The 22,318-nt window shown below is 63.2% G+C and carries 22 protein-coding genes and 1 tRNA gene; 8 read left to right on the forward strand and 15 right to left on the reverse strand.

Translation table 11 applies throughout. The features are described from left to right. Window positions 1-44: 44 nt before the first annotated feature. Entirely contained in the window at window positions 45-560 is a 516-nt protein-coding gene (locus tag QMK17_RS10430) for an alpha-isopropylmalate synthase regulatory domain-containing protein (protein ID WP_283508825.1), read from the reverse strand. 292 nt (window positions 561-852) lie between these two features. Here QMK17_RS10430 and QMK17_RS10435 point away from each other — a divergent pair, with 292 nt between their 5' ends. Next, window positions 853-2,043: an ATP-binding protein gene (locus QMK17_RS10435; RefSeq protein WP_283508826.1), complete on the forward strand. Its 1,191-nt coding sequence runs from the start codon at window positions 853-855 to the stop codon at window positions 2,041-2,043. A gap of 71 nt (window positions 2,044-2,114) precedes the next feature. Here the strand turns inward: QMK17_RS10435 and QMK17_RS10440 are convergent, their stop codons facing one another. Next, entirely contained in the window at window positions 2,115-3,233 is a 1,119-nt protein-coding gene (locus QMK17_RS10440) for an alkane 1-monooxygenase (protein WP_283508827.1), read from the reverse strand. A gap of 180 nt (window positions 3,234-3,413) precedes the next feature. On the opposite strand from QMK17_RS10440, the gene QMK17_RS10445 reads away from it, so the two are divergent. Continuing rightward, window positions 3,414-4,259, forward strand: a complete 846-nt coding sequence (locus tag QMK17_RS10445; RefSeq protein ID WP_283508829.1) for an alpha/beta hydrolase — start codon at window positions 3,414-3,416, stop codon at window positions 4,257-4,259. Window positions 4,260-4,329: 70 nt separating this feature from the next. Beyond that, window positions 4,330-5,220 carry a patatin-like phospholipase family protein gene (locus QMK17_RS10450; protein ID WP_283508830.1) on the forward strand — a complete coding sequence of 297 codons (891 nt, stop codon included), beginning with the start codon at window positions 4,330-4,332 and terminating at the stop codon, window positions 5,218-5,220. Window positions 5,221-5,304: 84 nt separating this feature from the next. On the opposite strand, the gene QMK17_RS10455 is transcribed toward QMK17_RS10450, so the two are convergent. Continuing rightward, window positions 5,305-6,255 carry an amidohydrolase family protein gene (locus tag QMK17_RS10455; RefSeq protein ID WP_283508832.1) on the reverse strand — a complete coding sequence of 317 codons (951 nt, stop codon included), beginning with the start codon at window positions 6,253-6,255 and terminating at the stop codon, window positions 5,305-5,307. After that, window positions 6,242-6,922 (reverse strand): dienelactone hydrolase family protein, encoded by a 681-nt coding sequence (locus QMK17_RS10460; protein ID WP_283508833.1) that lies wholly within the window; start codon window positions 6,920-6,922, stop codon window positions 6,242-6,244. The genes QMK17_RS10455 and QMK17_RS10460 overlap by 14 nt, the downstream gene beginning before the upstream one ends. 136 nt (window positions 6,923-7,058) lie before the next feature. Here QMK17_RS10460 and QMK17_RS10465 point away from each other — a divergent pair, with 136 nt between their 5' ends. Beyond that, window positions 7,059-8,051, forward strand: a complete 993-nt coding sequence (locus tag QMK17_RS10465; RefSeq protein WP_283508887.1) for an NADPH:quinone oxidoreductase family protein — start codon at window positions 7,059-7,061, stop codon at window positions 8,049-8,051. On the opposite strand, the gene QMK17_RS10470 is transcribed toward QMK17_RS10465, so the two are convergent. After that, window positions 8,048-9,385 carry an ABC1 kinase family protein gene (locus QMK17_RS10470; RefSeq protein ID WP_283508834.1) on the reverse strand — a complete coding sequence of 446 codons (1,338 nt, stop codon included), beginning with the start codon at window positions 9,383-9,385 and terminating at the stop codon, window positions 8,048-8,050. The two genes, QMK17_RS10465 and QMK17_RS10470, sit on opposite strands and share 4 nt — an antisense overlap. Beyond that, on the reverse strand, window positions 9,382-9,960 hold the full coding sequence (locus tag QMK17_RS10475) for a TetR/AcrR family transcriptional regulator (protein WP_442972729.1): 579 nt from the start codon (window positions 9,958-9,960) through the stop codon (window positions 9,382-9,384). Before QMK17_RS10475 ends, QMK17_RS10470 begins: the two co-directional genes overlap by 4 nt. Window positions 9,961-10,071: 111 nt before the next feature. Between QMK17_RS10475 and QMK17_RS10480 the strand changes: the two genes are divergently transcribed. Further along, on the forward strand, window positions 10,072-10,686 hold the full coding sequence (locus QMK17_RS10480) for a DUF998 domain-containing protein (RefSeq protein ID WP_283508835.1): 615 nt from the start codon (window positions 10,072-10,074) through the stop codon (window positions 10,684-10,686). Here QMK17_RS10480 and QMK17_RS10485 read toward each other — a convergent pair. Then, complete coding sequence (locus QMK17_RS10485; RefSeq protein WP_283508837.1) at window positions 10,592-10,990, reverse strand: hypothetical protein; 399 nt, start codon at window positions 10,988-10,990, stop codon at window positions 10,592-10,594. The two genes, QMK17_RS10480 and QMK17_RS10485, sit on opposite strands and share 95 nt — an antisense overlap. Before the next feature lie 27 nt (window positions 10,991-11,017). Here QMK17_RS10485 and QMK17_RS10490 point away from each other — a divergent pair, with 27 nt between their 5' ends. Then, a complete protein-coding gene (locus tag QMK17_RS10490; RefSeq protein ID WP_442972730.1) occupies window positions 11,018-11,428 on the forward strand; it encodes a helix-turn-helix domain-containing protein in 411 nt (136 codons plus the stop codon). Here QMK17_RS10490 and QMK17_RS10495 read toward each other — a convergent pair. Both QMK17_RS10495 and QMK17_RS10500 read right to left on the reverse strand, forming a co-directional pair. After that, window positions 11,409-12,041 (reverse strand): ATP-dependent Clp protease proteolytic subunit, encoded by a 633-nt coding sequence (locus QMK17_RS10495; protein ID WP_283508839.1) that lies wholly within the window; start codon window positions 12,039-12,041, stop codon window positions 11,409-11,411. The two genes, QMK17_RS10490 and QMK17_RS10495, sit on opposite strands and share 20 nt — an antisense overlap. Beyond that, on the reverse strand, window positions 12,038-12,655 hold the full coding sequence (locus QMK17_RS10500; protein WP_283508841.1) for a ClpP family protease: 618 nt from the start codon (window positions 12,653-12,655) through the stop codon (window positions 12,038-12,040). The genes QMK17_RS10495 and QMK17_RS10500 overlap by 4 nt, the downstream gene beginning before the upstream one ends. 200 nt (window positions 12,656-12,855) lie before the next feature. Between QMK17_RS10500 and QMK17_RS10505 the strand changes: the two genes are divergently transcribed. After that, window positions 12,856-12,929: transfer RNA gene (locus tag QMK17_RS10505), tRNA-Met, on the forward strand. A gap of 131 nt (window positions 12,930-13,060) precedes the next feature. On the opposite strand, the gene QMK17_RS10510 is transcribed toward QMK17_RS10505, so the two are convergent. From QMK17_RS10510 to QMK17_RS10530, 5 genes are all read right to left on the reverse strand, one after another. Then, window positions 13,061-13,690 (reverse strand): LON peptidase substrate-binding domain-containing protein, encoded by a 630-nt coding sequence (locus QMK17_RS10510; RefSeq protein ID WP_283508843.1) that lies wholly within the window; start codon window positions 13,688-13,690, stop codon window positions 13,061-13,063. A 21-nt stretch (window positions 13,691-13,711) separates the two neighbouring features. Continuing rightward, a complete protein-coding gene (locus QMK17_RS10515; protein ID WP_283508890.1) occupies window positions 13,712-14,602 on the reverse strand; it encodes an alpha/beta fold hydrolase in 891 nt (296 codons plus the stop codon). 146 nt (window positions 14,603-14,748) lie between these two features. Then, complete coding sequence (locus QMK17_RS10520; protein ID WP_283508844.1) at window positions 14,749-17,316, reverse strand: non-ribosomal peptide synthetase; 2,568 nt, start codon at window positions 17,314-17,316, stop codon at window positions 14,749-14,751. A 136-nt stretch (window positions 17,317-17,452) separates the two neighbouring features. Next, a complete protein-coding gene (locus QMK17_RS10525) occupies window positions 17,453-19,960 on the reverse strand; it encodes an ABC transporter permease (RefSeq protein ID WP_283508893.1) in 2,508 nt (835 codons plus the stop codon). Between the two features lie 19 nt (window positions 19,961-19,979). Continuing rightward, window positions 19,980-20,711 carry an ABC transporter ATP-binding protein gene (locus QMK17_RS10530; protein WP_283508845.1) on the reverse strand — a complete coding sequence of 244 codons (732 nt, stop codon included), beginning with the start codon at window positions 20,709-20,711 and terminating at the stop codon, window positions 19,980-19,982. Window positions 20,712-20,785: 74 nt separating this feature from the next. On the opposite strand from QMK17_RS10530, the gene QMK17_RS10535 reads away from it, so the two are divergent. Next, complete coding sequence (locus QMK17_RS10535; protein WP_283508846.1) at window positions 20,786-21,550, forward strand: deoxyribonuclease IV; 765 nt, start codon at window positions 20,786-20,788, stop codon at window positions 21,548-21,550. A gap of 37 nt (window positions 21,551-21,587) precedes the next feature. Here the strand turns inward: QMK17_RS10535 and QMK17_RS10540 are convergent, their stop codons facing one another. Next, window positions 21,588-22,244 (reverse strand): hypothetical protein, encoded by a 657-nt coding sequence (locus QMK17_RS10540; protein WP_283508848.1) that lies wholly within the window; start codon window positions 22,242-22,244, stop codon window positions 21,588-21,590. Between the last annotated feature and the right edge of the window lie 74 nt (window positions 22,245-22,318).

Below are 22,318 nucleotides of genomic sequence, written 5' to 3' on the forward strand. Positions count from 1 at the left end.
AAGTCCGAGAGTGCTGTAGAGGACGCTATCCAAGGTAATCGCTTTCATGCGTGGAGCATGTTCGCGGCACCGATGATCGCCCGGATCGACGACTCTGCGCTGTCGTGCCCGATTGCCATCGACCACTCGTGACGTCCGTCGTACTCGCAGAGGACGAAAGTCGCGGTTTCAGCGGTGTCGCCCGTCCCCATCGTCTGCTGGTGGAACGAGGTGATCTCGATATGAAAGCCGGCGTCGTAGAGCATCGAGGTCAACGCATCGATCGGGCCGAAAGAGGTGGCCGTCGCAGAACGGATGTAGGCAGGTTCGCCCGCGGTGTGGTTGGACGCGGTGTGGTTGGAGGCGGTGTGGTTGGCGGCGATTCCGAAGGTGGCCTCGAACGTCGTCCGGCCGCCGCGGGCGCGGCTGGTGGTCCAGTTGCCGAGTCGGATGGGTCCGCTTGTTCTGCAGAAGGTGTCCGTGAAGGTCGTCCAGCTCATGTTCGCGGCGCGGTCGCGTAACGCGGCAGGGAGGAATGCGGCGAATGTGTCGTCGGAAGAGAAAGAAGTGAGAGCGTTCATGGGAGTGGTCTTTCCGAATGTGAAGGAAGGACCGGGGTAGCACAACGACCCGCAGCGGGGGTCGGTCCGAATCAGACCCCGCTACGGCGGTGTACTACGAGAGTGCTCTTCACGAGTGTCAACCTAGCCGCCCGGCTCGAAGATGCGCAAGCATCGGGCTTTCTACTTCTATCTAGCGAAAAGATAAGATAGCAATATATCGCCGCAGACACTCGATACCACTCCATAAGGCTCTCTAGGACACGCACTAGATGTCCGCATAATTCGCTATCACGCTTGTTACTTTGGCCCCATGGACCCCGTGCGTAACCCATACGCTCCCGGCGCAGGTCAGCGCCCACCCGAGCTCGCCGGTCGATCGAAGCAGCTCGACGCCTTCGATGTCGTACTCGAACGCATTACCCGCGGCCGACCCGAGCGAAGCGTCGTACTGACGGGGTTGCGAGGCGTCGGGAAGACGGTGTTGCTCAATCACCTGCGATCCGCAGCCGTCGCACGCGGCTGGGGAACCGGAAAGATCGAAGCCAGGCCCGATCAGGAGCTGAGAAGGCCACTGTCCTCGGCGCTGCACATGGCGGTCCGCGGTATCGCGGCCTCGCACCGAGATCCCGAACGCGTCGACGAGTTCCTCGGCGTCCTCAAAGCATTCGCGCTGCGGGCGAGCGTCGACAAGGGCATGCGCGAGCGCTGGCAGCCGGGCATCGACGTGCCGGCGAAGACCGGTCGCGCCGACTCGGGTGACATCGAGATCGACCTGGTAGAACTGCTGCTCGACGCGTCATCCCTTGCCGCTGACGTGGGCGTCGGCATTGCAATCTTCATCGACGAGATGCAGGATCTCGGACCTGCCGACATCTCCGCCCTGTGCGCTGCGTGCCACGAGCTCAGTCAGGATGCGGCGCCGCTGATCATCGTCGGCGCTGGGTTGCCGCATCTGCCTGCAGTTCTGTCGGCGTCGAAGAGTTACTCGGAGCGGCTGTTCAGTTACCACCGGATCGGTCGACTCGAACGGACTGCCGCTGACCTCGCGCTGATCGCGCCGGCTGACCGTGAGGGCGTCGAGTACACCCCCGAAGCGCTCGACGCCCTGTACGCATCGGCCGACGGGTACCCGTACTTCGTGCAGGCCTACGGCAAGGCGACGTGGGATCTGGCGGCGGAATCGCCGATCACCGCGGAGGATGTGCGCGTAGCCATGCCTACCGCCGAGGAAGAGCTCGCGGTCGGCTTCTTCGGTTCGCGCTACGAGCGAGCGACGCCCGCCGAACGCGAGTACATGCGCGCGATGGCCGACCTGTCCAGCGACGATGCGTCGGTGCCGACGTCCGCCGTGGCGACTGAGCTGAAGCGCAAGCCCGCGTCGTTGTCCCCTGCCCGCGACGGCTTGATCAAGAAGGGGCTGATCTACTCGGCCGAGCGCGGGACCATCGCGTTCACAGTCCCCCACTTCGGGCGGTATCTGAGGGCTCAGACTGACGAGTAGGGCGCTTCGCGCCACGTGTGCGGAAATACGTCCTCTGCGACGTATTTCCGCGCACGTGCGGCGCAGCCGCCTCAGGCGTTGATGCGGGACATATCCCCGTCGTAGTACGCGATCAGCCGCTTGTCCATCACCCTGCGCCACAGGGGCGGGACGAGCGCGCAGAAGATCATTACGGCATAGCCGGCGGGCAACTGCGGGGACTCGTCGACCGTGCGCAGCGACTGGTACCGGCGTACCGGGTTCGCGTGGTGATCGCTGTGGCGCTGCAGGTGGTAGAGAAACAGATTGCTCCACAGGTGGTCGCTGTTCCAGCTGTGGGTGTGGTTGCAGCGCTCGTAGCGGCCGCTCGGCCTCTTGCGGCGCAGCAACCCGTAGTGCTCGAGGTAGTTCGCCGCCTCGAACAGAACGACCGCGACGATTGCCTGGATGACGAGGTACGGCGCGATCTGCCAGCCGAACACCCCGATCAGCACCGCGAACAGCACGATGGAGATCGCTGCCGCGTTGAACAGGTGATTGTGTGCGGTCCACTTCGTCGAGCCGACGCGATGGAGGCGTCGTTGTTCCAGATCCCACGCCGAGACGATGCCGCCGATCATGCTGCGGGGCAGGAATCTCCAGAAGCTCTCGCCGTACTTGGCCGACGCGGGGTCCTCGGGAGTGGCCACGCGGACGTGGTGGCCATGGTTGTGTTCGACGTAGAAGTGGCCGTAGAACGACTGTGCAAGGGTGACTTTGGACATCCAGCGCTCGACGTTTTCGCGTTTGTGGCCCAGCTCATGTGCGGCGTTGATGCCGACACCACCGACGACACCGACCGTGATGGCAAGCCCGATCCGTTCCGGCACGCCGAGCGGTCCGTAGGTCCACAGATAACACGCTGTCACCAGACCTGCGTATTGCAATGGAATCAACAGGTAGAGGCACCAGCGGTAGTACTTGTCGTTCTCCAACGCTTCTGCCGCTTCCAACGGCGGATTGCTCTTGTCGACTCCGGCGAAAGCATCGACCAGCGGGATCGCGACCCCCATTATGATCAACCCGAGCAGCCAGAATGCGCCAGGGCCGAGCCAGGAGACCAGGCCCCAGGCCATGAAAGGGCTGAGGGGAATGACGAGACCGAGCGGCCATAGGTATCGCTTCGGATCACGCCACGCGTCTGTGCCGCTCGCTCCTGTGGGCACGCTCATAGAGGTGCTACCCCCTCTCGACCTGTCGACCACTGAAATCTACCGATCACATCGCAGTTTACTTGGACTAAACATTAACAGTAACTATCGAGCAAATCTTTCGACCGATCTTGTATTCATCGGCACAACACCGTGGTCGGATGGGACAGATCACCCCCCCAACGTGAGGAGTAACACCCCGTGCAACGAACAGAATCCACGTTCACCGGCGCCCGAGGAACCCCCATCGTCTACGACGTGTGGACTCCGGACACCGAATGCACCGGTCTGCTTGTCCTCTCGCACGGGCTTGGTGAACATGCTCGCCGATACGATCATGTCATTGCACGGCTCGGTGACCTCGGTCTCACGGTGTATGCGCTCGATCACCGCGGTCACGGTCGTTCGGGTGGCAAGCGGCTGGAGCTCACACGGTGGGCTGACTTCACCGACGACCTCCACGAACTCTTTCGAATCGCCAGGGCAGCGCACCCGGCGACCAAGAATTTCCTGCTCGGCCACAGCATGGGCGGTGCGATCGCGCTGTCCTACGCGCTCGATCACCAACAGGATCTCGATGCGCTCATGTTGTCCGGGCCGGCCGTCGTCCTCGGCGACAGCACCCCCAAAATTCTGGTCTTCGTCGGCAAGATCCTCGGCCGAATCGCCCCCGGCGTGCCGGTCCAGTCCCTCGACTCGGCCGATGTCTCCCGCGATCCCGACGTCGTCGCCGCCTACGACAACGATCCGCTCGTCCATCACGGCAAGATCCCGGCTGGGCTGGCCGGCCAGTTCGTCGGGGCCATGGAGAGCTTTCCCGCGCGAGTGCCGTCGTTGACGCTTCCGGTACTTCTACAACACGGGAGCGACGACAAACTCGCGGACGTCTCCGGTAGTCGGATGATCGCCGAAAAGGCGGGTTCCAGCGATCTCACGATCGAGGTGTACGACGGCCTCTATCACGAGGTGTTCAACGAACCCGAGAACGAGCGGGTGCTCGACGACCTGATCCGGTGGTTGGCGCCACGTGTGCGTGAGAGCGAGTAGTTTCTCACTCGGGGTAGAAGATTCGCGGGCTTGAACATTCGCGGGGCGAAAAATCGAGGAGGGGTTTCACTTGGCGCAGACGGCGTTGGTTCTCGGTGGTGGCGGAGTGGCGGGTATCGCGTGGCAGACGGGACTACTGCACGGCTTGTCCGATGCCGGGGTCGACGTGACCGCCCCGGATTGGTCGGACACGGTTCTCGGGACTTCGGCGGGATCCACCGTCGCAGCCCAAGTAACCAGTGGTATCACGTTGAGCGACTTGTACTCTCGGCAGGTCGATCCCGCTCAGCAGATCGAGGAACCCCGGCCAGACGTGGCGATCGAGGAATTGAACGACATGCTCGAACGTGCCACCGAGCGAGCGGCGGGCGACCGGCAGAAATTTGCACGCTACGTCGGCGAAGCCGCCCTTGCTGCATCGACGCCGACGGAAGCCGACCGTCGAGTCGTCATCGGGCATCGGTTGCCAGGCCGCGAATGGCCGGAACGGGATCTCCGGATCGTGGCGGTGGACGCCGAGTCCGGACGCCACCGAGTGCTCGACCGGGACTCCGGAGTGCGCCTTGTCGACGCTGTCGCTGCGAGCTGTGCGATTCCTGGCATGTGGCCGCCGGTCACCATCGGAGTCCACCGCTACATCGACGGAGGCGTCCGGTCCAGCGAGAACGCAGACCTGGCAGTCGGTTTCGCGCATGTTCTGGTTCTTCAGGTCGGTGTGTTCCCGGCTGCCCCTGCTGACGTTGCCGCTGACGAAGCCGCGGTCGATAATTCAATCGATCGTGAGCGTGCGTTCCTTTCTTCGCGCGGTGCTGTCGTCGAGATTCTGAGCCCGGACGAAGCCAGCCTCGCCGCGATCGGGCCCGACCCGACGGATCCCCGCGTCCGTGCCGCAGCGGCGGAGGCGGGATTCCGGCAGGGCGCGGCCCTCGCCGAGCAGGTGCGTGCCTTCAAGGCCGACTGAACAGAGCGGTCAGGATTGAACAGAACTGTCAGGATTGAACAGAACTGTCAGGATTGAACAGAACTGTCAGGACTGGACCAGCTGTCAGGACAGGTCGAACAGGTCTGCCCCGTTGTGGTAGCAGACGTCTCGCACCCAGTCGTCGCCCAGATCGAGTCGCTGCACGGCGGTCAGCGCATCGAGGTAGGAGTATGGAATATTCGGGAAGTCGCTTCCGAACAGTATGCGGTGTTGCAGGTCTCGCAGCCTGGGCTTGTCGGCCTCGGGAAACGGCCACGAGGCTTCCGAGAAATCGGTGAACGCCATTGTCGTGTCCAGCCTCACCTCGTCGAATCTCTCGGCGAGATCGAGGAACTCGCCGTATTCCGGCATTCCCATGTGAGCGATGATCAGCGGTAGTCGTGGGAACCGGCCGAGCAATTCCGCGATGGGTCCTGGTCCGGTGTGTGCTCCTGGCGTCGGTCCGGACCCGCAATGGATGACAACGGGGATCGACGCATCCTGGATCGCTCCCCACACCGGTTTCAGCAGTGGATCGTTCGGAGAATAGTTGCCGACCTGGATGTGCGACTTGAAGATTCGTGCACCGCCCTCGATAGCTTCCTCGACGTAGGTGGCAGCGGACTGTTCCGGGTAGAACGTCGCGGTTCGGACGCAGTCCGGGGTGCGCCGCGCGAACTGGGCGCCCCACTGGTTGAGCCACGCAGCCATCTCCGGCTTGTGCGGATAGATCATCGATGTGAACCCACGAACACCGAACGCCCGCAACGTGTTCAGTCGAACATCCTCGCTGTCGCGGTATTGGATGGGCCACTGTTTCCCCGTCGGCAGGAGCGAAGCCTGCGGAGTGACCACTTCGGATGAGTTACCGACGCTGTCGAAGTAGGCCCACACCTTGTCCATGACGTTCTTCGGCATGAAGTGGGTGTGCACGTCGAAGAGACCGGGAAGCCCCAGTTCCTCGGCGAAGGACCGAACGTCCGCGATCTCCCGGCCCTGGGTCTGCCAGGAATCTTCTATGTCACCGTGCGACATGCGCGTCGAACCACTCCAAGGTCTGCGCCCACGCGTCGGCAGCGGCCTCGGCGTTGTAGACGGCGGGGCGGTCGTTGCAGTTGAACCCGTGCTCACCGTGGGCGTAGCGCGTGATGTCGGTGGACACCGGCGATGTTGCTGCAGCGATGCGCAGTTCCTCGACCTCCTCGGTGGGAATGCTCGTGTCGAGGTCTCCGAAGAATCCGTGCCACGGTGTCTGCACAGCGTCGGCCACCGGCAGCATTGCCGGATAGCCGAAGCGGCCCGTCGAGATACCGCCGCCGTAGAATGTTGCGGCTGCGCCGAACTGGCGTCGTACTGCGGTCTGGAAGGCAACCGTCCCTCCCATGCAAAATCCGACGATCGCAGACTGCGTCGGCTCGAATCCGCGTTCGGCGAGTTCGCTGAATCCGGCGTCGACGTCGCTGTCGATCTCGGACGCGACCAATGCGCCGATCGACGCCATTGCCGATTCCATGTCCGTGTAGTCGTGGATCTGCTTGTCCTGACGGTGGAACAGATGCGGAGCCGTGGCGACCCAACCGGCGTCGGCGAAGCGCTGGCACACGTCGACGATGTGGTCGGTGACGCCGAATGCTTCCTGGATGACGACGATGCCGCCGCGGGGAGTCCCGGACGGGACGATAGTGGTGAGGGGGGTGCTCATCCTTCGATTGGATCACAGCCCGATAGCGGTCCTGGTGGAGCCCACGGGGCGACTACTGTCTCCACGCGAAAGCTGCCCCTGAGCGTCCGGTTGTACGGTGACTAGCGAAGAAGTCGACTCGATGAGAGGACAGTTCATGCGTGCGGTGCACATCAGCAGTCTCGACGGCCCGGAATCGGTGCAGATCGTGGACGTCGACGAACCGACAGCGCGAGAGGATGCGGTGGTCATCGACGTGCATGCGGCGGGAGTTGCGTTCCCGGATGCGCTGTTGACGCGAGGTCTGTACCAGTACAAACCAGAATTGCCGTTCGTGCCGGGTAGTGAGGTGGCAGGCATCGTGCGGTCGGCGCCGGAGGGTTCCGGATTCTCCCCGGGCGACCGGGTCGCGGCGCTCACCGGACTGTCCGACGGCATGGCCGAGGTCGCCGTCGTGTCGCCGGATACGGTCTTCGCTCTGCCCGACGCGGTCTCGCTGACGGCGGGAGCAGGCTTGCTCTTCAACGATCTGACGGTGCATTTCGCGCTGAAGCAACGTGGTCGTCTGGCCGAGGGTGAGACCGTTCTCGTCCACGGCGCTGCGGGCGGCATCGGAACGTCCGCGCTGCGGATGGCCCCTGCGCTCGGTGCAGCGCGCGTCATCGCTGTCGTGAGCACCGAGGCAAAAGCTGACACGGCACGTGCCGCCGGAGCGACGGATGTGGTGCTGGTAGATGACCGGGATCGACGACGCGGATGGAAGGACGCCGTCAAGGAACTCACCGGTGGCAAGGGCGTCGACATCGTCGTCGATCCGGTCGGCGGAGACAGGTTCACCGACAGCATCAGAAGCCTTGCCCCGTCAGGCCGCATTCTGGTGCTCGGCTTCACCGGCGGGGAGATTCCGACGGTGAAGGTGAACCGCCTCCTGCTCAACAACGTCGATGTCGTCGGCGTGGGCTGGGGTGCATGGTGGATGACGCGGCCCGGTTACCTGAAGACGCAGTGGGCCGATGTGGAGCCGCTGTTCGCCTCGGGTGCCCTTACCGCTCCCGAGCCGTCGGTCTTCGCGTTCGACAAGGCTGGTGAGGCAATCGCTTCCCTCGAAAATCGCACCGCTGCAGGCAAGGTAGTGCTCGAACTCGGTTAGTCCGGCAGTTCCACGCCGCGCGCCTGCGACAGGGCAGCCACCTCGGCGGGAAACACATTCTTGAAGACGAACGGATCGGTCCCGAGCGCCCAGTTCGGGGCCAATTCGATCGCGTACCGCTCGAAGTAGCCGAGCTGCTTGCCGACGAGAATGAGCTCCTCGGGACTCGAGGTGCGGTACTGCTTTCCCATGCCGACGAGTGCCTTGATGAAATCGGTGAGGCTGAAGTGCGCCAACGTATCCGAGAGCATCGGGGCGAAGACGGCTTGCAGAATGAGTCCGACTTCGGCATCGGTGCCTACGTCCGGGGATACGATTCCGAGTCGCTTGACGCTTCCCGCGAGACGGGTGAAGTCACCATCGATGACGGTGGCGTGAAACAAGTCCTGTAGTAGCGATCGCCATTGTTCGTCGAGTTCGCCCATCACGCCGAAATCCAGGAACGACACTCGCCCGTCGTCGAGCACCCACACATTCCCGGCGTGGACATCGCCGTGGAAAAGACCGTGCAGCACAAGCGCTTCCATCCATACCTTGGCGGCGCGCCGTACGATCAGTTCGGATTGCTCTCCCGGAGAGTACTGGTCGAGCGGCGATCCATGCATGCGTTCCATGCAGATGACGCGATTGCCGCAGTACTCGGCAATGATCTCGGGGGCGGTGACGAACTCGTTGTCACCGAACGCCGAGATGGCTGCTCGAAATGATGCTTGGCGACGTGCCTCCACGACGCTGTCGAGTTCGGCGAACGTTGCCGCGTGCAGATCGACGATGATGGCAGAAGCGTTGGCAGTTTTGAAGAATGCGATGTACTTCTCGAGCGCACGCGCTCCGACGTAGGCGATACGTAGATCGATCTTCATCCGGTGATAGATGCCCCGGCGCTGCACTTTCATGACGGCTTCGCGGCCGTCCTCCAGCACGCAGAGATGCACCTGGGCGACCGAGGCGGAGGAGAGCGCTGTGTCGTCGAACCTCTGGAAGAGTTGGTCTATGGGACGCCCGAGATCGGCTTCGATGATGGCGCGCGCCTTGGAGCCGGGGAACGGCGGTACCTCGTCGAGACATCGAAGACAGTTATCGGCAAGGACTTTCGGGAACAGGCCGGGAGAGGAGCCCATCAACTGCCCGACCTTGACGAATGTCGGACCGAGCGAGAAGAACGCGTCGACGATGCCCTCGGATGCGTGCACCGCCCATCCTCGTCGTGGATGGCGAACCCACTTGCCCACTGCGAGAACTTGATAGAACGCCAATACGAATCCGATGACGATGAGTCGCAGAAGCTCTCGAATTCCGAACTTGCGCAACGGGGGTGCCGGTGTTGTGCTCATCGCGTCACTCCAAGCGCCGCGGTCTCGAGGCGGGTGAGCAAACGTTCGAAGCTCAATCCGTCGTCCGATGCCCGCGCGAGAACAAGAGCGCCCTGAATTCCGGCGACGATTTCCTCGGCCAACCCGCGCGAATCCTCGCCGTGTCCGAGTTGACGCAACACCGGCGTCAGCGCGTCGATCCAGTCGCTGAAGTACTTGGCCACCCGAGATCCGAACAGTGCGCGTTCCATGCCGAGAGAGAAGGCACCGAACAGGCAGACTCGGCGTCCGGACTGAAAGTATTTCAGGGTTTGCGCGAACATCTGCTGGGAACGAAGGCGTGCATCGGTTGCGGCCTGCAACGGCGCGAACACGTTGACCTGGAACCAGGCGTCGACATCGTCGAGAACCGCCTCGGCCATCTCGGTCTTTCCCCGCGGGAAGTAGTGATAGAGGCTGCCTTTGCCGAGGCCGGTCGTCCTGGTGATGACCGACAGCGAAGTACCGTTCCAGCCGTGATCTCCGAAGACGCCCGCGAGAACGGGGACCACGGTCGATCGTGACGGAGTTTCACCTTGTGCAGCGGCTCGTGCCACAGTTGCTCCTCGAGGGGGTGTTCCATACAGCGCTGTGTGGGACGGTTCCGACTGTACTCATCGGTACAACGAGCAGAACGGGAGCATCCGATCAGGAGCACACGTGAACTCGTGGCAGGAAGCCTTTTCGGCTTCGCTGCCGCGCAATACTTGGTGCTCGAGGCTGTTGTAGCCACTGTCTCCGATGGTTACTCCTACATTCGGGACACGGTCAGCGAGCTCGGGGTGCCCGGCACCTCAGACGCCTCTGCCGTGATGAACGTGGCGTTCGGTGTGTCGGCGGTGTCGGTGCTGGCCGCGGGCATCTGCTCGGCCGGGCTGCTCGGAAGCCGAAGGACGCCGTATCTGGCGGCGATCGCGGCGTACTCGGCGGGCACCGCGCTGGTCGCTACCGTCCACGCGGGCGATGGGAGCGCCCATGTGGTCGGTGCGGTCATGGCGATCACTGCCGGCAACGTCATCGCGCTTGTGGTCGGCACTGGAGTACCTGCCTGCCCGCAGTGGTATCGCGCGGGGAGCGTCGCACTCGGTCTCGTGGGGTTCGCGGCGTCGGCGTGCCTGATCGCCGGGATCGGCCCGGTCGGAGTGGCCGAGCGGACCGCGATCTACACGTTCACCGGTTGGGAGATGCTCACGGCTGCAGTTCTGCTCCGTACTGCTGAACAACACCGAACCGGGGCTTCTCCTTCGCGAGGAATGCTCGCACGCCTTCGCGGCCGTCACTAGAGCCGAAGGGCTGCTCGAACAACGGAACAGACCGCCGGGCCGGAGGATTGGGCTCGTCGCCGAACGTCCGTGCCAGTGCCTGCTTGTTCAGTCGCACGACGATTCTGACGGTCTCATCGGCGACGCATTGCCGCAGCAGTGGGTTGAGCTGTCGTGCTGCGCCGCGTGTCATCGCATTGACAGGCGGGTTGTCGAGGGTGAGAACGGCGATGCCGTCGGAAAAGTCGAAATGTACAGCGGCCATCGGCCCACTCTGATAACCGGTTTCTGCCGTGAGCAGAAAGCGGCCGGTCCACCGGCGCATCAGCCCCGGACCTTCTAGCCTGAGCACATGGCCGACGAACGGTATGTGACTGCTGACAAGTCCGCGAAAGTTCTGCCGCTGCGACCCCGCGAGCCCGCCGCGCGTGAACCGGCTGTTCGTGAGCCGGCTGTTCGTGAACCGGCTGTTCGTGAACCGTTGATGCGCGATGGTCTCGGCCGGGTGCTTCGACGGTTGCGGCAGGAGCAGGGTCGTACCCTCGACGAGGTCGGCGCGGAGGCGCGAGTGTCCATGCCCTACCTGTCCGAGATCGAGCGCGGGCGCAAGGAGGCGTCGTCGGAGGTTCTCGCCGCCCTGTGCGGAGCGCTCGACATCACTTCGTCCACCCTTTTGATCCTGACAGGCCGCGAGCTCGCCGGAGCATCGGCGATCCGGCGAGTCTCACGTGGCCCGGCGCCGGTCACGATGATGGCAGCTTGACCTTCGGTTCCAGTTCGGCTGCGTCATTTCTGTTCGTCGCGATCAGGTCTGCGAGCCCGTAATCGACGGCTTCGACGGCGGTGAAGATCTTGTCCCGGTCCGTGTCCCGCCTGATCGTCTCTGCAGGCCGCCCGGTTTTGAGGGCGAGGATGGTCTCCATTTCCGAACGCACGCGGACGATTTCGTCGCGTTGAAGCGTCAGATCCGAGATGGTTCCTTCGCCACCGCCCGACGGTTGATGCAGCAATATTCGGGCATGCGCCAACATGATTCGCTTCCCCGGTGCTCCCGACGCCATCAAGACCCCCGCTGCCGACGCGGCCTGCCCGACGCAGAAGGTGGACACGTCGGGCCTGATGTATTCCATCGTGTCGTAGATCGCGGTCATCGCGGTGAACGATCCACCGGGTGAGTTGATATACAGGCTGATGTCCATGTCAGGATTGTCGGATTCGAGGTGGAAGAGTTGCGCGATAACCACATTCGCGACTCCGTCGTCGATCTCGGTGCCGAGAAAGATCACGCGTTCGGACAGTAACCTGCTGTAGATGTCGAAGGCGCGTTCACCGCTGGGGGTTCGCTCGATGACGGTAGGAATCGTGTATTGGCTCATGATGTTCGCAGCCCTACCTTGTGTTGGGTCGCCGAAGGCCGGATGTCGTCCAGACTGGTGACAATATTGTCGATGAGTCCGTAGTCACGAGCTTGGTCGGAGGTGAACCATCGATCGCGTTCACTGTCGGCGGTGACGGTGTCGATGTCGTGTCCGGAGTGTTCGGCATTGAGCTTGTGCATCAACGCTTTCGTGTATTCGAGATTCTGCGCCTGAATCTCGATGTCGACTGCTGTTCCGCGGATGCCTGCCGACGGCTGGTGCATCATGATCCGAGCGTGCGGCAAACTGAATCGCTTGCCTTTCGTTCCAGCGGTCAGCAGGAACTGCCCCATGCTGGCGGCGAAACCCATTGCCACAGTGGAAACATCGTTGGGGATCAGGCGCATCGTGTCCAAAATCGCCAGCCCGGCGCTGACCGATCCGCCGGGCGAATTGATATACAGGCCGATGTCGCGGTGAGAATCCGACGCCGACAGCAGAAGCAGCTGGGCGCAAATACGTCCGGCTACGGCGTCGTCGACCGCGGCGCCGAGCACGACGATCCGCTGGTCCAGTAGTCGGGAAGCAAGTTGGTCGTCGAACGGCGACGTAAGTTGTTCGTGGTCGGCCATCGTGGCGGTCCTTTCGCTGCGGTTCATATGGCGGGGGTTCATGTGGCGGGGATGCGCCACCAACACTGGCCAGCTCCGGGTCCGAGGGGAAGGATTCTCTGCTCAGGGCAGATGTAGCTCACAGCAGAGCGCCACCGAGGTGGCTTTGACCAGGCGATTGGGACTGGGGGCCGGGTGCATGTACGGTAAAGGAACAACGACGCGGGGTGGAGCAGCTCGGTAGCTCGCTGGGCTCATAACCCAGAGGTCGCAGGTTCAAATCCTGTCCCCGCTACAAATGCAGTACCTCTTTACAAGCAGTATCTCTTTACAAGCAGTATCTTTCGCAAGCAGTACTGAATACCCCGGAGGCTCAGCTTCCGGGGTATTTCTTTTGCGCCGGCGGCGTTTCTGTTCGAGCTGCGGCTACTGCAGTCTGAACCGCACGATGTCCGTGATGTTGTCGAGTCCGTCGGTCAACGCCGCGATCCGGGTCGACGCACTTGGCGCCTTGAGGATGTCCTGGCGGTCGGATTGGCCCATCGGAACCATCGATGCAAGCGTGAACAGTCGCTCGCCTGCACCGGCCGGGAGTTCCGAGAAGGCAGGTTCCCCGGGTGGCTCCGAACCTTCGGCTTCGGCCAATTTACCGATCAGGTGGTAGAGCTCGCGGATCTTCTCGTGCAGCGCGTCGAACTCCGCGTCAGGGACCGGTGCGTCGTCGTCGGGCCATTTCCGTGCGTCGGCGCGCGGATACGGGTCGTCCTCCAGCCAAGCATCGACGCGAATACGTTCGGCACCTATGCATTCGACGATATGACGACCGTCGCCGATGTCCTGGTGCGCGACGATATGTGCCATGGTCGCGATGTCGTGCCGCGCGTCGCCGCCGCCCGCTTCGTGGCCGCGCTCGATGAGAACGACCCCGAAACTCGGGTCTTCGGTTGTCAGGCAGTCCCGCAGCATCTCCTGGTAGCGAGGCTCGAAGATGTGTAGCGGTAACTGCTCACCCGGTAGCAGTACGCTACCGAGCGGAAACATGGGTATGACGGCCACGGTGTTCTTTCAGTCGTTCATTCAGTCCGAAATCGCTGCCTGCGTGCGTTCCTCGACGACTCGGTTTGCGGCGAGGAACTCGTCGAGGATGCGGAAGAACAGCTCGGGCTCGTCCAGCTGAGGAAAATGGCCCGCGTTGGAGAAGATCTCGACCTTCGAGTTGGGAACTTCGCGCCGGATGTTGTCGGCGTGCGAGGCCGGGATCATTCGGTCCTTGCCGCCCCAGATCAACAGGGACGCCAGGGCGCCGAACTTCTCGAAATGCTGCTTCGCGCTGACTGTTTGGCCTCGTGGCCCCACCACAGCGCGGGTCGAAGCGAGAAACGCCTCGCGAGAGCCCTTGTCGGCGACGGTCTGGAACGAGCGCCAGGTTTCTTCCATGCTCTTACCCGGGCGGACGGGCAGTCCCCATTTGCCGAGTTGGCCGATGACGGATTCGGTGTTCTTGCGAACCCAATCGGACGCCAGCACCGGAAGTACGAGTCCACTGCCCGGTAGTGTCGCGGCCTTGAGCGCCAAACTCACCTCTGGGCCGAGTCCGCCGCTGCTGACGAGAACGAGGCGGTCGATGCGCTCGGGGAACAGGTAGACGAGTTGCATGACGATTCCGCCGCCGAGCGAGTGGCCGACCATGGGCGCTGATGCGATGTCGAGATGATCCATCAGATCGCGAATGGTTGCGGCGTGCGAGCTCAGCGAGTAGTCCCCTGACGGCTTGTCCGAGCTGCCATGGCCGAACAGGTCCGGTGCGATGACACGGTACTTCTCCGACAGGCGTTCGATCTGGCCTGCCCAAGATTGGTGGGATCCGAGCAGTCCGTGCACCAGGATCACCGGCGGTCCGTCACCGACGTCGACGTAGCGGAGTACATCTTTGTGAAGTTCGACGGAGTCGAGTTCGTAGGGCGAAATCTGTTCGGTCATCGTTCGTCTACCTCCTCGAGGCGCATCGGGAGCATTCGTGCTCAACCTACGCGTATCCACCGATCCAGAACAGTCGATGCTCCGGTGAGCTGCGATAGCGTCGGTCAGCGTGGGTGTGTTGCTGCGCGCAATGGTCACTGTGTCGAATCCAATGTTGTGTCGAGGATGGCCGCGACGGTGGCGACCACCGGTTCGCGGACGAGACCGATGTGGTGGCCTTGGACCTCGGTGATGTCCAGTTCGCCGGTTGCGATAGCGCTCCACGAGCGCCGTTCGGGTGTATTGCTTTCGGTGACGACCACGGTGACCGGTCCGTCCCACGGCTTCGGTGTGTGTCGTTTGAGAGCCATGCCTCCGATGATTCCGAATGCCAGCCATCGCTCGGTGGCCGGGAAGCGAATCAGTCCCGCGGATGCGACTCGCCACGCTCGCTCCAGCACGACCGCGGGGCTGGATTTGAACACTGGGTTGCCCTGATCGGGCGGAGCTGCCACCAAATCGGTGCCGTTGGGAAGTTTGTCGAGCAGCCAGCGGAACAAGCGAGGGTCCAGCAGAATGACCCGCTCGACGCTCTCGCCCCGGGAACTCAGAATCTCTGCCATTTCCAGCGCGATCCATCCGCCGAGCGAGTGGCCCGCCAGTGTGTAGGGCCCGTGCGGCTGCACTTTCTGGATCTCACGGACGTAGGCGCGTGCCGCCCCGGCGATGGTCCGATGTGGCAGTGCTCGGGTTTCGAGTCCCTTCGCCTGCAGCGCATAGATTGGGCGGCCCCCCAGTCGACGGGCAAGCGGAGTCAGCCCCACGGCCGGCACGCCTGCACCTGCGACAACGAACAGCGGAGTCCCCGTGCCCTCCGACCGCAAGGGGACGAGTATCGGGTTGTTGCTCGACCTCGCCGTGTCGCGATCGGCCGCAGCATGGCGGTCGTCGATGACTCTCGCCAGAGTGCGGACCGTCATGGCGTCGACGAGATCTTCGGCAGCCAGTTCGACGTGAAATGCCACCCGGATCTCGGCGAGGATCTTGATGGTCACGAGCGATGTCGCACCGAGCTCGGCAAAATCGTCGTCCCGGTGCAACGAGGTCACGTCGAGTTCGCGGGCCACGATGTGAGCAAGCCAATTCTCCGTTGCGCCGACCAGCACAGCGGTACAGCCCTGCGGATCGCGGTGTGCGGAACTGGGAAGCGCGGCTCGGTCGACCTTGCCGCGCTCGGTGCGCGGCAGCGCATCGAGTCTGGTGATGTACTTCGGCACCATCCACTCCGGAAGTTGCTCGCGGAGTGCAACGCGAGCATCTGCCTCCGTGCACGCATCCCCAACGAAGAACGCCTCCAACTCGGTGATCGAATCGTCCTCGCAGGCTGCGACGAAGGCGTCCGAGAGCCCGTCCAGTGAGCGCAGAGCGCTCTCGACCTCGGCCGGTTCCACTTGGTACCCGCGAATATTGACGGCGTCGTCGACGCGGCCGACGAGTTGCAGTACGCCGCGGTCGTCGATACGTCCGACATCACCGGTCCAATAGCGCCGATGACCCGAGTCTGTGGTGAATCGTTCGCGAGTCTGTTCGGGGAGGTCCAGGTAGCCAACGGCAAGGCACTCGGCCGTGAGTCTGATCTGGCCGAGTTCACCTTGTCGAGCAAGCTTGCCATCGGATCGCACGATGTCGAGCGACTTACCGTTCGGCGACATGCCCGCTGCCAGGAAACCCTGCGGGAGCGGATCGTTGACCCGGTATTTGTGGAATGCGACGGCTCCCGCTTCGGTGGTGGCGTACCAATTGACGAACGTCGCCACACTGCTCGAATCGCCGCGAAAGGCGATGACGTCCCGAGCGTGAAGCGGTTCTCCGTAGGTGGTGACGAACTTCAGCGACGGAATGATGTTGTCGGGCACGGCGTGCACCGCCCCTGGACGAGAGCTTGGTGAATGAGAACTGGAGGTGACGGCGGCGATGCTGCGCACGAGTGATGGGGAGCAGTGCAACGTTGTCAGTGAGTGCTCGGAGATCCATTCGATGAGACCGTCCGAATGGGTGTTTCTCGGGTCTCGGCAGTAGACGGTCGCGCCGCTCAATATGCCTGCGAACACGGTGTTGATTCCGGCGCCGAAGCTGACCGGCAGGGCATTCCCGACTCGATCCGATGGCGACAATCCCAACGCCGCACCAACCTCGTACGCCTTGCTGAGGCACATCCGATTGCTCAGGAGAACGCCCTTGGCTGTGCCCGTCGAACCGGACGTGAACGCAATGAGGGCGATGCGCTCACCGGTGGCGACCGGAAGCGGAATCGACGACTCCTCGACGTTCTCGATGTCGCTGCCCTGGACTCTTACCGCATTCGACTGGTCGACGATGTGGTCTCGGCGGATATCGGGAAGCTTCGGGTCGAGGGGGACGAGACCACGCCCTGCGGCGATGACTCCCAGCATCAGAGTTATCGCTTCTACGGTGCACGTGGTTTCGATCGCGATGGGCCGCGCGACGTCCGGTGCGATCCTGGCGATCTTGCGCGCGAGCGCGTAAGTCCGGTGCAGCAACCTGTCGAAGGTCACTGCACCGTCCTCGGCCACGAGTGCTGTTGCATGTGGCGTGGTGTAGGCGACTTCGCACAATCTGTCCATCAGTGTGTCCCGAGCGTTCGGCCTGCACAGTGGTGCCAACGCGGGATACGTACGCGCGTCCAGGTCCTGGATCGACATGGCTCTCCTTGCGCGTGCGTGCAGAATGGTCGGGTTCTCGGATGAAAACCATCATCAAGTCTGTTTTACACCTTCAAGGTAGCCGCGTGGTCCTTTTACGCGCAACTTCTACGGACAGATCGTCCGAGAACGTGTGTCAAGCCCCGGTGATCGCCTCCAGAGGGCGCGTGCGAGCGGCCTGAATTGCAGGCCACAGTGCTGCGAGTACGCCGACGACGGCCGATCCGACGAGCATCGCCAGCAGTTGGCCCCAGGGCACGGTCAACGTGCTCAGTCCTTCGTCTCGGAGCGTCCGGACGAATCCCCAGCCGAAGACCACACCGAGGGCCAGCCCGACGATCGCCCCGAACAGGGCAATGAGCATCGACTCTAGGTAGATGGTCCTCCGTACCTGCGGACGTTGCATGCCGACAGCGCGCAGCATCCCGATTTCGCGGCGCCGTTCGACCACCGACAACGCGAGGGTGTTGACGATGCCGAGGATCGCGATGACCACTGCGAGCGCCAGCAGGCCGTACAGCACTGCAAGCAGGGTATCGATCTGCTGACTCTGCGAGCCCTTGAATTCCTCGCGGTCCTGCACCTGTACGACGATGAACGGCTTGGTTGCCGCTTCCAGATCGGTACGTAGCGTCTCCAGGTCGGTACCGGGCGCGGCGCCGACGAGGACGACGATGTCGGACCGCAGAATGCTCGGTATCACCTGTTCGTAGACATCCTCGGACACCAGCCAGTTGCCGAGAAGTTGGCTGTCCTGATAGACGCCGGTCACGGTGACGGGTACTTGCTTGCCGTCGACGGTGTCCAGTCGGGTGTTGGTTCCGAGTTGCCAGCCCTTCTCTTCCGCGTAGGTCTGCGACACGGCGATGCTGTCCCCGCTGAGTTCGCCTGTCCCGGCGGTGACGGTGAGATCGAACAAGCCGGCGGGACTTCCGTCCAGTGCGACTCCGAAAGTCGACTCGTCGTCGATGTCCACCGACACCGGGTGCAGGATGGCGACATGGTCGACGCCCGGCACGGAACGCGCGGCGATGCCTGCCCCTGTCGGAACTCCGATCTGTTGCGGGCCACTGAAGATGTAGTCGGCCTCGATACCGTTGTCGACGAGGGCGTCGACGCTTGCCTTCGCAGTCGATCCGAGCACTCCGATCACCGATACGAGCATCAGACCGAGCATGAGGGCGAACGCGGTCGCCGCGGTGCGCCGCGGGTTTCGGACGGAGTTGGTGCGTGCGAGTCGGCCGATCGGTCCGAACGGCTTCGTGAGTACCGAACCGAGTGCTCCGACGATCGGCCTCGACAGCGAGGGCGCGGCCAGCGAGACCGCGATGATGATGGCCACAGCCCCTGCGCCGACCGTTGCTGCGGCGCCGCCGCCGGTGGACTGTGCACCGACGACAATGCCTGCGGCTCCGATCGCTGCGAGCACGGCGCCGATGATCGTCCGCGTTCGTAGGCTGTCTCCGGCGGAGGCGAACTCTTCGCGCATGGCGGCGACCGGGGGAATCTTCGCGGCCCTGCGTGCGGGCGCGTAGGCGCTGAGAACCGTCACGATGATGCCGACGGCAAACGCAACGATCACGGTTCTCGGTTCGAGAGCCAATGTGCCGCTGGGCAATCCGAGATCGAATGCATTCAGTAGTGCGCGGAGGCCATAGGCCAGGCCGATGCCGCCCGCGAAGCCGAGTGCGCTACCGATAGCACCGACGACGAGTGCTTCGAGCACGACGGACCGGCTGACCTGGCTTCGGCTCGCGCCGATAGCCCGCAGCAGTGCGAGCTCGCGAACGCGCTGGGCCACGATCATCGAGAACGTGTTGTAGATGATGAACGTGCCGACCAGCAGTGCGATTCCGCCGAAAGCGAGAAGGAAGTAATTGACGAACGAGAGCGCCTGCTCGATTTCTGCCTGCGCTTCTGCGCGGACGTCGTCGGCCGTCTGAACCTTCAGATCCGGCAGGGCGGCAGCGACCTCGTCGCGTAGTTCGTTCTGAGCTACTCCAGTGCCGGCGATGTCGTAGTACTGGACGTGTGTACCGTCCGAGAACAGTTCGTTCGCTTGGCTTTCCGTGAACTGTAGACCGATGTACCCACCGGATTCGACAGCAGTGTCGTAGACGCCGGTGACCACGACATCGATCGTGCCCTTGGATGGCACGAGGACCTGAGTTCGATCGCCGACGCCGAGGCCGGAACGGGTGGCTCCGCCTTCGTTGATCGCGACCTCGCCCGGTGCGATCGGGGCCGTTCCCTGAGCGAAGACAGCGTCCTCGCCCAGGCGCTGGTCCGCTGGGATGTAGGCCTCACCGATGGTCGGGGCGCCACCCGACTGGACAGCCGACCCGGACTTGTCGAGGAGCACGATCTGACCGCTCACGTAGGGCACCACGGCGCGGACGTCTCGAAGCGCCGAGATGACGGCGGCGTCGTCGACGGGTACCCCGCTGGAGCGGGCGTCCTCGGCGCTCACGCGGACGTCTGCGCCCTGGGCCGTGTCGGAGAATATCGAGGAGAACGTGCGCTGCAGGGTGTCGGTGAACACGAAAGAGCCTGCGACGAAAGCAGTTCCGAGCACAACGGACAGAACTGTCAGGGCAAGTCGGACCTTGTGGGCGGCGAGGTTTCGCAGTGAAACCTTCCGCATCGGATTGCTGGTCGACATCTCAGACCGTCTCCAGCTGCTTCATGCGGTCCAGAACCGTGTCGGCGGTGGGGTTCGCGAGGTGGTCGATGACGGCACCGTCGGCGAGGAACACCACCCGATCGGCGTAGCTGGCGGCACGCGGGTCATGGGTGACGATGACGACGGTCTGATCGAACTCGTCCGCGGCGGCGCGCAGAATGCCCAACACCTCACCCGAGGAACGCGAATCGAGGTTGCCGGTCGGCTCGTCGCCGAAGACGATGTCCGGTCGACCGGCCAGGGCGCGGGCGCAGGCGACGCGCTGCTGCTGACCGCCGGACAGCTCGCTGGGACGGTGATCGAGTCGATCGCGCAACCCCAGGCGGTCGACGACGGTGTCGAGCCACTCCTGATCGTGCGCACGTCCCGCGATGTCGAGTGGCAGCGTGATGTTCTCGAGCGCCGTGAGCGTCGGGACTAGATTGAACGACTGGAACACGAAACCGATTCGGTCTCTGCGCAATCCCGTCATCTGCTTGTCGCTCAAATCGGTCAGCTCGGTGTCACCGATCGTGACGGTGCCCGAGGTGGCGCTGTCCAGCCCGGCGAGGCAGTGCATCAGGGTTGATTTGCCCGAACCCGACGGTCCCATGATGGCCGTGAACTCGCCGCGGGCGAACTCGACGCTCACCTCTCGCAGTGCATGAACCTGTGTGTCCCCCGTGCCGTACGTCTTCGTGAGTGCTTTCGCGCTGGCGGCGATATCGGTCATGCTGACAGTGTTTCAGTGTTTTCGGCCCTCCACTATCGGGGGACACCCTGATAGTGGAGCTTTACTATGGCCATATGCGCATCGGAGCCCACGTTCGTGACAGTGCCGACCCTCTCGGTTCCGCAGCAAGCTTCGGAGTCGATTTCGTACAGATGTTCCTGACGGACCCGCAGAAGTGGGAGAAGCTGAAGCCGCATCCTCAGGGCGAGGAGCTGAAGGCGAGCGCCGTCGACGTCGTCGTGCACAGCTCGTATGTGCTCAACGTCGCGAGCTTGAACAACCGAATTCGCATCCCGTCACGCAAGGCCGTTATCGAACAGGCGGCGGCAGCAGCCGAGATCGGGGCGATCGGACTCGTCGTGCACGGCGGTCACGTGCGCGACGGCGAGGACACCGCGAAGGGGTTCGAGAACTGGCGAAAACTGTTCGAGCGTCAGGCGGGTGAAGGCGGCTTCGGTGTCCCGATCTTCATCGAGAACACCGCAGGCGGCGACTTCGCGATGGCACGCCGTTTCGACGACATCGCACGGCTGTGGGATGCGGTCGGCGAGTTCGGGGCAGGCTTCTGCCTCGACACCTGTCATGCGTGGGCGGGCGGTGAAGACTTGGTGGGCGTCGTCGATCGAATCAAGGCCATCACCGGTCGAATCGATCTGGTGCACCTGAACAATTCGCGCGACGAGTTCGACTCGGCACGAGACCGTCATGCCAATCTCGCCGGCGGAACCATCGACGCGGAGGTTCTGACGGCCGTGGCCGAGGCATCGGGAGCCCCGGTCATTCTGGAAACGCCCGCCGAAGGACTCGCTGACGATGTGACACTGCTGAAGGGGCTCTGACGGGGATCTCCCCACTACTCTGACGGGGCTCTCCCCACTAGACGAACGTGGCGAGTGTCTTTTCCCAGAAGCGCTCGAAATCGTCGACGTCGCTTCGTGTGAAGATCCGGCTGTTCCAGCGGAATTTCGCATCGACGGTGGTCACTCCGTCGGACTCGTTGACATCGCACGTCACGGTGAGGCTGTGCTGCAGAGCCAATTCATCGTCGGGGAGTCGGGAGCTGCTGCCGTACCTGAACGCGATCTGTGCTCCGGATTTCCTGGCGAGTGCAGCGGCGGTGTGCTTCGCAGCCTCGAAATCGTTGCCGTCATAGGGAGCAACCGCAACGCGGCGACGGACCTCGGCTGCGAGAACGGCAGCGTCTCCGCTGGTCGGCAGACGCACCGGGAACAAAGGCGTGTCCGAGTTCGCTTCGATATCGACGAGCACTCCGGAGACGCAGCTACGGCAGCGGTCACTCTGCCACGCACCGACGGTGGCCGCGAGAACAGTGAGCAACATGGTCGCGGAGGGATGTTCTGCGCCGGCCCTTGCATACTGAGTACTGGTCTCGGTGACGACGGAGGAGCCGATCGTGTCGATCGTCGGATCTGTCCGACGACAACCGAAAGAGCGTTCCTCGGGTGTCAGCACTGCTGTCCAATAGGGAATCTGCGCTGAGAGGCCGTCGTGGTCGATCGTCACTGTGAGCACCGCACCGCCTTCGAATCTCGCGTCGTCATATCGCTAGCCTTACCTAACCTTTTGCCACTGTAGCGATGAACGCG

The organism is Rhodococcus sp. G-MC3, from assembly GCF_030063335.1.
Taxonomy (GTDB): Bacteria; Actinomycetota; Actinomycetes; order Mycobacteriales; family Mycobacteriaceae; genus Rhodococcoides.